This window comes from Streptomyces sp. NPDC059900, assembly GCF_050270335.1.
Classification (GTDB): Bacteria; Actinomycetota; Actinomycetes; order Streptomycetales; family Streptomycetaceae; genus Streptomyces.
This window is the reverse complement of record NZ_JBNNJZ010000350.1, coordinates 1-8668: the sequence shown is the minus strand read 5'-3', so window position 1 is coordinate 8668 and position 8668 is coordinate 1. Positions and strand designations below refer to the sequence as shown.

9 protein-coding genes and 1 tRNA gene are annotated in these 8668 nt (G+C 69.0%); 5 read left to right on the top strand and 5 right to left on the bottom strand.

Annotated features, from left to right (window positions below; translation table 11 throughout):
• Positions 1-59: 59 nt before the first annotated feature.
• Entirely contained in the window at positions 60-545 is a 486-nt protein-coding gene (locus ACQKIP_RS32025) for a type II toxin-antitoxin system PemK/MazF family toxin (RefSeq protein WP_365857351.1), read from the bottom strand.
• Positions 546-768: 223 nt separating this feature from the next.
• Between ACQKIP_RS32025 and ACQKIP_RS32020 the strand changes: the two genes are divergently transcribed.
• Entirely contained in the window at positions 769-1521 is a 753-nt protein-coding gene (locus ACQKIP_RS32020; protein ID WP_361186644.1) for an MBL fold metallo-hydrolase, read from the top strand.
• A 17-nt stretch (positions 1522-1538) separates the two neighbouring features.
• Here the strand turns inward: ACQKIP_RS32020 and ACQKIP_RS32015 are convergent, their stop codons facing one another.
• The 3 genes from ACQKIP_RS32015 to ACQKIP_RS32005 all read right to left on the bottom strand — a co-directional run bounded on the left by ACQKIP_RS32015 (position 1539) and on the right by ACQKIP_RS32005 (position 5404).
• On the bottom strand, positions 1539-2441 hold the full coding sequence (locus ACQKIP_RS32015) for a hypothetical protein (RefSeq protein ID WP_365857353.1): 903 nt from the start codon (positions 2439-2441) through the stop codon (positions 1539-1541).
• A gap of 118 nt (positions 2442-2559) precedes the next feature.
• Positions 2560-3825: a PTS transporter subunit EIIC gene (locus tag ACQKIP_RS32010; protein ID WP_365857355.1), complete on the bottom strand. Its 1266-nt coding sequence runs from the start codon at positions 3823-3825 to the stop codon at positions 2560-2562.
• Between the two features lie 265 nt (positions 3826-4090).
• Positions 4091-5404: a PTS transporter subunit EIIC gene (locus tag ACQKIP_RS32005; RefSeq protein WP_365857357.1), complete on the bottom strand. Its 1314-nt coding sequence runs from the start codon at positions 5402-5404 to the stop codon at positions 4091-4093.
• 235 nt (positions 5405-5639) lie between these two features.
• Here ACQKIP_RS32005 and ACQKIP_RS32000 point away from each other — a divergent pair, with 235 nt between their 5' ends.
• From ACQKIP_RS32000 to rdgB, 4 genes are all read left to right on the top strand, one after another.
• Entirely contained in the window at positions 5640-5873 is a 234-nt protein-coding gene (locus ACQKIP_RS32000) for a glucose PTS transporter subunit EIIB (RefSeq protein WP_055568676.1), read from the top strand.
• 125 nt (positions 5874-5998) lie between these two features.
• Positions 5999-6739, top strand: a complete 741-nt coding sequence (gene rph / locus ACQKIP_RS31995; RefSeq protein WP_365857359.1) for a ribonuclease PH — start codon at positions 5999-6001, stop codon at positions 6737-6739.
• A 127-nt stretch (positions 6740-6866) separates the two neighbouring features.
• Positions 6867-7262 (top strand): hypothetical protein, encoded by a 396-nt coding sequence (locus tag ACQKIP_RS31990; protein WP_361186632.1) that lies wholly within the window; start codon positions 6867-6869, stop codon positions 7260-7262.
• Between the two features lie 28 nt (positions 7263-7290).
• Entirely contained in the window at positions 7291-7896 is a 606-nt protein-coding gene (rdgB, locus tag ACQKIP_RS31985; protein ID WP_365857362.1) for an RdgB/HAM1 family non-canonical purine NTP pyrophosphatase, read from the top strand.
• A gap of 56 nt (positions 7897-7952) precedes the next feature.
• On the opposite strand, the gene ACQKIP_RS31980 is transcribed toward rdgB, so the two are convergent.
• Positions 7953-8037: transfer RNA gene (locus tag ACQKIP_RS31980), tRNA-Leu, on the bottom strand.
• Positions 8038-8668 lie beyond the last annotated feature (631 nt).

The following is an 8668-nucleotide window of genomic DNA, read 5'->3' as shown; positions in this document are numbered from 1 at the left end:
GGTTTCGGGAAGGGGCGGGATCGGGGAATGCCCCGCAGGGCCCGCCTACCCCGCCCGCCCTAGCCCGCCAGGTACCGCACCTGATCCCACAGCGCCGGGTCGACGATCCCCGCCCGCCGCCGGAACTCCCACACCGGAACGTCCCGCAGCTCGTCCGTCTCCAGGAAGCTCGGCCGCCCCCGCGCGTCCCCGACCGACCCCGGCGGCAGCGGAATCACCCCGGGCCGCTCGTCGTGGTACTTGCTGGTGATCTTCGCGACGACCGCGCTCCCGCCCCGCACGGACAGCACGAGACAGGGCCGGTCCTTCTCGCCGGGCCCGTCCTCGTACGGCACCCGCGCCCACCAGATCTCCGCCGGTCTCGGCGCGGGCAGCTGACGCCGCGGGCCACGCGGCCGACGCGCGGGACGGCCCGCCGGACGACCCGGCGGACGGGTGGTCCGACCGCGCGGTCCGCGGTTGCTGCGACCCCAGCCGTCCACCACGGTGGCGACCACGGCGAGCACCACCACAGCGGCCAGGGCGAGCCACCACGACGTATCCATACCGCAGACGGTACCGGCGCGCACCCCGCCCCGCGCGCCCCCCGAACCGGTGACAGCGCAGGTGAGTTCTCCCACAACGGCCCTCGGCGGAGGAGCGACCGGCCCTTTTGCGCCTTACGCTCGACGGACTGAAGCACTCCGCGAAGAGCCTCTCGCAAGACTCGTCGCGAGCCCCGCAAGGCCCCCGCACAACCCCCGTTTCGCCTCCGGAGGTCTCCGCTCCATGAAGCTCACCGTCGTCGGCTGCTCGGGGTCGTTTCCGTCCGCGGACTCGGCCTGTTCGAGCTACCTCGTAGAGGCCGACGGCTTCCGGCTGCTGCTCGACATGGGCAATGGTGCCCTCGGCGAGCTGCAGCGCCATGTCGGTCTGTACGACCTGGACGCGATCTTTCTCAGCCATCTGCACGCCGACCACTGCATCGATATGTGCGCCTATTTCGTGGCGCGCTACTACCGGCACGAAGGCGGCCGCTGCGCCCCCATCCCGGTCTACGGACCCGAGGGCACCGAACAGCGCCTGACCACGGCCTACGCAGACACCCCGTCGGCCTCCTCGATGAGCGAGGTCTTCGACTTCCACACCGTCAAGCCGGCCTCGTTCGACATCGGCCCGTTCTCCGTGCGTACGGAGAAGGTGTTCCACCCCGTCGAGGCGTACGGCATCCGCGTCGAGCACGGGGGCAAGTCCCTCACGTACTCGGGAGACACGGGTGTGTGCGGCGCGCTCGACGAACTGGCCGCCGACACCGACCTGTTCCTGTGCGAGGCCGCTTTCACGCACGGCAAGGAGAACATCCCCGACCTGCACCTCAACGGCCGTGAGGCGGGCGAGTCCGCCCAGCGCGCGCGAGCCGCGCGTCTCCTCCTCACGCACATCCCGCCGTGGACGGACCCGCAGGTGAACCTGGCGGACGCGCGAGCGGCGTACGACGGCCCCGCCGAACTCGCGAAGGCCGGCCGCGTCTACGAGATCTAGCGCCGGGTCCAAAAGATCTAGCGCCTGGTCCCGCGGCCGCCGAGCGCCATCCTGTTCCAGGTGTGGCGGCGGCCGCGGACCGCGACCGAGTAGGCGTACATGACCTCCGGATCGCACATGCCCGGCAGGTAGGAGTCACCGAAGTGGTGGGCATCGACGCCCACTTCCTTCGCGGTCAGGGCCAGCTGCGGCACGACGTTCGCGTGGCTGCCCTCCTGGCTGGTGCCGATCGCCCCCATCACGACGGCCCCCGCGTCCTGCACCGCGGCCACGGCCTCGGCCGCCAGCTCCTTGGTGACACCCGGCAGCGTCCCCGGCAGCGGCATGACGACGCCGTCCGCGCCCGCGTCCACGAGCGAGGTGAGCCGGGCGGCCGTGACCCGCTCCGGGTGACCGGCGTGGTGCATCTTGCCGCTCCAGAGCGCGACGTCGTCGCCGAGGCCCTGCCGCAGCTCCTCGGTGACCCGCGCGAGCCCCTCGTACGAACCGCCCGTCCCCGGATTCGCCGTCAGGCAGAGCATCGCCGCACCCATGTCGATGAGCCGCTTGGCGTACTCGGGCTTGGCGCGGCGGATCTCGGGGACGTCACCGGGCTCCAGGTTGATGCCGACGGGCCGGCCGATGAAGGCGGCGAGATCGGAGATCGAGTCGAACGTGCCCAGGCCCGGCAGATCGAGCCGCTCGCCGTCCCAGGCGCGCTCGATCAGGTTCAGTACGACGATGTCGGCGCCGAAGGCGGCGACGAGCTCGGCGTTGTGGACACCGGGCATGCCGGGCATCGGAACGAGGGCGGCCCGGTCGGCGAACACCTCGCCGACCATGGTGCGGCCTTCCGCTGCGGCGACCGAAGCGGTCAGGGCGCGACCGCGGAGGGCGGAGAGCTGGTCGCGGTCGAGATCGAGGATGCGCGGTGTGTTCATGCTCCGACCGTAAGCCGCCGGACACGGCGAAGCCCCGCACCGTTGGTCGCAACGGTGCGGGGCTTACGTCCTGAAGTGTGACGTCCCGAGGTGTGACGTCCCGGAGTGTGGCGGGAGGCTACTTCGCCTCGGCCTTGAGGATCTCGGCGAGCTCCTCGTCGGACTCGCGGCCCGGCGTCGGCAGGTTCCACTTGGTGATCGCGAAGCGGAAGATCACGTAGTAGACCGCGGCGAAGCACAGACCCACGAGGGCCAGGCCCCACGGGTTGCTCGCGATGCCGAGGTTGAGGAAGAAGTCGACCGCTCCCGCCGAGAAGCCGAAGCCGTCCTTCATGCCGAGCGCCCAGGTCAGCGCCATGGAGACACCGGTGAGCACCGCGTGGATCGCGTACAGGACCGGGGCGATGAACATGAACGTGAACTCGATCGGCTCGGTCACACCGGTCACGAAGGCGGTGAGCGCGAGGGAGAACATCATGCCGCCGACGACCTTGCGGCGCTCGGGACGGGCGCAGTGGACGATCGCGAGGCAGGCCGCGGGAAGGGCGAACATCATGATCGGGAAGAAGCCGGTCATGAACTGTCCGGCGGTCGGGTCACCGGCGAGGAAGCGGTTGATGTCGCCGCTCTTGCCCTCGTACGAGCCCGCCTGGAACCACGGGAAGGAGTTGAGCAGGTGGTGCATGCCGACCGGGATCAGCGCACGGTTGGCGACACCGAAGATGCCCGCGCCCACGGCGCCCGAACCGACCAGCCACTCACCGAAGTTGTGCAGGCCTGTGCCGAGGATCGGCCAGATGTAGCCGAAGACGATGCCGAGGATCAGACCCGCGAAGGCGGAGAGGATCGGGACCAGGCGGCGGCCGCCGAAGAAGCCGGCCCAGTCGGGCAGCTTGGTGCGGTAGAAGCGCTGGTACAGCAGGGCGACGACGATGCCCATCACGACACCGCCGAGGACCTTGGCGTCCACCGGCGCTTCCGTCATGACTATCTTGCCGTCGACGACCGTCGCGATCTTGTCGAGGTTCGGGTCGGTGAACGTGGCGAGGACGTTCTTGAAGACGAGGTAGCCGGTGACGGCCGCAAGGGCGGTCGAGCCGTCGGACTTCTTGGCGAAGCCGATCGCGATGCCGACGGCGAACAGCAGCGCCATGTTGTCGAGGATCGCGTTGCCGCCCGCGGCCATGAAGGAGGCGATCTTGGTGACGAAGGCAGGGAAGGAGTCCCGGCCGAGCATGTCGGGGTTGCCGAGGCGGACGAGCAGGGCGCCTGCCGGCAGCACGGCGACCGGCAGCATGAGGCTGCGGCCGATGCGCTGCATGACAGCCATCACGCCGGCGCCCTTCTTCTTCTCGGCCGCGGGAGCGGAACTGGCCGTGGACACAACTTCCTCCAGTGGGCAAGGCGCCGCCAGGGGACATGGAAGTGGGTGACGGCGGCGTCTCCGAAGCCGCGGCGGGACGGCCGCGTGGTCTACACCAATTAGTGGTGTAGACCTGTTGTAGCACGGTGAAGGTGACGTAAGGAACCCACGAGTTTTGTGGGGTCCGCCATAACGCGAAATAAACGTGGAAAGCCCCCCGGGCGATTTCGTCCGGGGGGCTTCCGGTTGAGCGCGGGCCGGTCGTCGACGGCGGCCCTGGCGGCGGCTATGCCTTCGTCTGCTCCGCGTCCTGCGCTTCCGCTTCTTCCTCGGGCTCCCGGCCCGGCGTATGCAGGTCGAACTTGCGGATCACGAAGCTGAACAGCACGTAGTACACGACGGCGAAGACCAATCCGATCGGGATGATCAGCCAGGGCTTGGTCGCCAGACTCCAGTTGATGACGTAGTCGATCAGGCCCGCCGAGAAGCTGAAGCCGTCCTTGACCCCCAGGGCCCACGTCACCGCCATCGAGACACCGGTGAGCACGGCGTGGATCGCGTACAGCGCGGGCGCGATGAAGAGGAACGAGTACTCGATCGGTTCGGTGATGCCGGTGACGAACGACGTCAGGCCTACCGACAGCATCAGGCCGCCGACCACCTTGCGGCGCTCCGGGCGGGCCGCGTGCGTGATCGCGAGGGCCGCCGCGGGGAGCGCGAACATCATGATCGGGAAGAAGCCCGAGGTGAACTGGCCCGCCGTCGGGTCGCCCGCGAGGAACCGGTTGATGTCACCGTGCACGATCGTGCCGTCCGGCTTCTCGAAGTCGCCGAACTGGAACCAGACGAACGTGTTCAGGAACTGGTGCAGGCCGACCGTGAGCAGCGCGCGGTTGGCCACGCCGAAGATCCCCGAGCCCAGCCATCCGAGGTCCACCAGCCACTTGGAGAAGCTGGTCAGCGCGTCGCCGACGGGCGGCCAGACCCATACGCACAGACCGGCGAAGACCAGGCCGACGAAGGCCATGATGATCGGCACCAGACGGCGGCCGTTGAAGAAGCCGAGCCAGTCGACCAGCTTCACGCGGTGATAGCGCTGCCAGAACCACGCGGCGAGCAGGCCCATCACGATGCCGCCGAACACCCCGGGATTCTGGTACGCGGCCTGCGCGACCGTCCCGTCCTCCGCCACGCAGACGCCGCTCCACAACCCCGCGGCGCCGAAGGTGGTGTCGGCGGGGCAGTCGTCGGGGAAGGCGCGCAGCACCGCGTAGTAGACGAGGAAGCCCGTGACCGCCGCGAGCGCCGTGGAGCCGTCCGACTTCTTGGCCATGCCGATCGCGACACCGATGCAGAACAGCAGGGGCAGACCGAGGGTCGAGTCCAGGAGCGAACCGCCCGCCGCCGCGAAGACCTTGGCGACGTTGTCCCAGCCGAGGCCGTCGGCGCCGAAGACGTCCGGCTGGCCCAGTCGGTTGAGGATGCCCGCGGCGGGCAGGACGGCGATGGGGAGCTGGAGGCTGCGGCCCATCTTCTGCAGGCCCTGGAACAGCCCGTTCCACCACTTCTTCTGCGGCACCGCCGCGGCGTCGGTACTCATCGGCGTCCCCTCCGGAACAAGCCAGGTTTGGCGGTCGTTGGAAACTGGTGTAGACCAGTTGCGGAACGGGTGCGGTGCCGTCCTTCAGGGGATGGCATGAGGGATGGCACCTTGATCGTCATCATTGGGTACGAGTGCCATAACCGCCCGCGAAGATGCTCCAACCGTGCGTTACCGTGGCAAAGCGGACCTACGGTGTGGTGAGGCCGCGTCCTTTAGGAACAGGGAGAACACCATGGCCAGCAAGGCTGAGAAGATCGTCGCCGGGCTCGGCGGCATCGACAACATCGAAGAGGTCGAGGGCTGCATCACCCGCCTCCGCACCGAGGTCAAGGACCCGGCACTCGTCGACGACGCCGCACTGAAGGCCGCGGGCGCGCACGGCGTCGTCAAGATGGGCACCGCGATCCAGGTCGTCATCGGCACCGACGCCGACCCCATCGCCGCCGACATCGAAGACATGATGTGAGCCAGTCATGAGGCGAGCCAGTCATGACGTGAGCCAGTCATGACGTGAGCCACCGAGCTCACCCGCCGAGGGCCCTGCCGATCACCGGTAAGGGCCCTCAGCCATGTGCCGATAGGGTCAGCCGCATGTCCTCCACGCCCCGCATCGACGGCCGCACCCCCGAACAGCTCCGCCCGATCACCATCGAGCGCGGCTGGAGCAAGCACGCCGAGGGCTCCGTCCTCATCTCCTTCGGCGACACCAAAGTCTTCTGCACCGCCTCCTTCACCGAAGGCGTCCCGCGCTGGCGCAAGGGCAGCGGCGAAGGCTGGGTCACCGCCGAATACTCGATGCTGCCGCGCTCCACCAACACCCGCGGCGACCGCGAAGCCGTACGCGGCAAGATCGGCGGCCGCACCCACGAGATCAGCCGCCTCATCGGCCGCTCCCTGCGCGCCGTCATCGACTACAAGGCACTCGGCGAGAACACCATCGTCCTGGACTGCGACGTCCTCCAGGCCGACGGCGGCACCCGCACCGCGGCCATCACCGGCGCATACGTCGCACTCGCCGACGCCATCGCCTGGGCCCAGGGCAAGAAGCTGATCAAGGCAGGCCGCAAGCCCCTGACCGACACCGTCTCCGCTGTCTCCGTCGGCATCGTCGGCGGCGTACCGCTCCTCGACCTGCGCTACGAGGAAGACGTCAAGGCCGACACCGACATGAACGTCGTCTGCACCGGCGACGGCCGCTTCGTCGAGGTCCAGGGCACCGCCGAGGCCGAGCCGTTCGACCGCAAGGAACTGAACGCGCTGCTCGACCTCGCGGTCGGCGGCTGCGAAGACCTCGCCGCGTTCCAGCGCGAGGCGCTCGAAGCCACGAAGTAGCCGGTCGGCCGGGGCGACAACCGGTCGGCCCGGCAGGCAACCACGAGCCCTCGCCAAGCGTTCTTACGGATACGGGCGCACGCGTAAAGCCGTGCGCCCGTATCAGCACTCGGGGAGGGACCTATCCATGGCCGCGCGCCACCGCCGTATCGCCATCGCCATCACGTCAGTTCTGATCGCCGTACCGGCGGGCATCGGCCTCGTCGGCTGCGACGCCGTCAACAAGGCGCTCGACTGCGTCCAGACCGCGGACGCCATCGCCGACAGCGTCACCGACCTCCAGCAGGCCGTCGAGAAGGCGGGCGACGACCCCACGCAGGCGGACGAGGCACTCGACAAGATCGACAAGAACATCGACGAGATCGGCGACAAGACCGACGACACCGACGTGAACAAGGCCGTGGACGACCTCGACAAGGCCGTCGGCAACGTCCGCGACGCCGTCGACAAGGGGGACGCGACCCCCGACCTCAAGCCGATCGTGGACGCGACGAGCGAGCTGACAAAGGTCTGCACGCCGTAAGGCCCCGGCGGCTTGGATACTGGTCGTCATGACCCGCCTCATCCTCGCCACCCGTAACGCCGGCAAGATCACGGAACTCAAGGCGATCCTCGCCGACGCAGGCCTTCCCCATGACCTCGTCGGCGCGGACGCCTACCCCGAGATTCCCGACGTCAGGGAAACCGGCGTCACCTTCGCCGAGAACGCCCTCCTCAAGGCCCACGCCCTCGCCAAGGCCACCGGCCTGCCCGCGGTCGCTGACGACTCCGGCCTCTGCGTCGACGTCCTCGGCGGAGCCCCCGGCATCTTCTCCGCCCGCTGGGCAGGCCGCCACGGCGACGACGCCGCGAACCTCGCCCTCCTCCTGGCCCAGCTCGGCGACATCGACGCGGACACCCACCGCGGCGCCCACTTCGCCTGCGCGGCGGCCCTCGCCCTCCCGGACGGCACGGAACGTGTGGTGGAAGGCCAACTCCGAGGCACCCTGCGCCACACCCCGGCGGGCACGGGCGGCTTCGGCTACGACCCGATCCTCCAGCCGGAGGGCGAGACCCGCACGTGCGCGGAGCTCTCCGCCGCGGAGAAGAACGCGATCAGCCACCGCGGCAAGGCGTTCCGGGCGCTGGTGCCGGTGGTTCGGGAGCTGTTGGGCTGAACCAAACGGGCTGTGGGGCCGGTCTTCAAATGACCGGCCCCACAGCCCGTTGACAGTGCGGCCGGTGGGACTCGAACCCACACGGGTGTGAACCCACTGGGACCTAAACCCAGCATGACTGCCAAATTCCATCACGGCCGCTCAAAAACGGTCATTGCGTTTGACCGGCGGCGTTCAGTGTACGGGTAGCGCGGGCTACCCGGCGAGAGGCGCCCTCCTCTTCTGACGGCACCATGTTTCTGTCAGCGAATGGCAGTTGGGGCACAGGTATCGCAGATTCGTCCGCCCGGCGTGGTCAGGCAGGACGACCAGCACCCGTTGGGCGATCGGAGGGGGCGCGGGGCGGTCCGGCTGCACCCAGGCCCGGCGTTTGAAATGGCTGGTGTCGAGGCCGAGCCGCGCTGCCGCACGCCGGATACGCCGGTGATTGGTGTCGTTGACCTCCATACCGAGGCCCCGCATCACATCGGCATAACTGGTGGAGCTCCGTACAAGGTCGCGGAGTTCATCCTCCGGAATCAACGGCCGCCGCCCTTGCCGTACGGGTCCCGCATCGTTCCCCTCCCCGTCCCGGCCGCCCGTTGCAGCCTCGTACGGGCTAACGAACCGTTTATCGGACAGTCACGAACGGAATGCGGAACGGCCCGCCCCCGCTTGCGTGCGGGGGCGGGCCGTTCCGGGGCGGAGTGGGGGAGGGAGAGGGAAGTCAGAAGCGCGGCGTCGGGGCTGCTGCCGCGACCATTTTTGCTGCCGCCTCCGTCGTGCCCACCGA

Excerpts from the sequence above, each read along its gene's own strand:
- ACQKIP_RS32025 (WP_365857351.1), bottom strand. The coding sequence starts at position 545 with ATGGATACGTCGTGGTGGCTCGCCCTGGCCGCTGTGGTGGTGCTCGCC.
- ACQKIP_RS32020 (WP_361186644.1), top strand. The coding sequence starts at position 769 with ATGAAGCTCACCGTCGTCGGCTGCTCGGGGTCGTTTCCGTCCGCGGAC.
- ACQKIP_RS32015 (WP_365857353.1), bottom strand. The coding sequence starts at position 2,441 with ATGAACACACCGCGCATCCTCGATCTCGACCGCGACCAGCTCTCCGCC.
- ACQKIP_RS32005 (WP_365857357.1), bottom strand. The coding sequence starts at position 5,404 with ATGAGTACCGACGCCGCGGCGGTGCCGCAGAAGAAGTGGTGGAACGGG.
- ACQKIP_RS32000 (WP_055568676.1), top strand. The coding sequence starts at position 5,640 with ATGGCCAGCAAGGCTGAGAAGATCGTCGCCGGGCTCGGCGGCATCGAC.
- rph (WP_365857359.1), top strand. The coding sequence starts at position 5,999 with ATGTCCTCCACGCCCCGCATCGACGGCCGCACCCCCGAACAGCTCCGC.
- ACQKIP_RS31990 (WP_361186632.1), top strand. The coding sequence starts at position 6,867 with ATGGCCGCGCGCCACCGCCGTATCGCCATCGCCATCACGTCAGTTCTG.
- rdgB (WP_365857362.1), top strand. The coding sequence starts at position 7,291 with ATGACCCGCCTCATCCTCGCCACCCGTAACGCCGGCAAGATCACGGAA.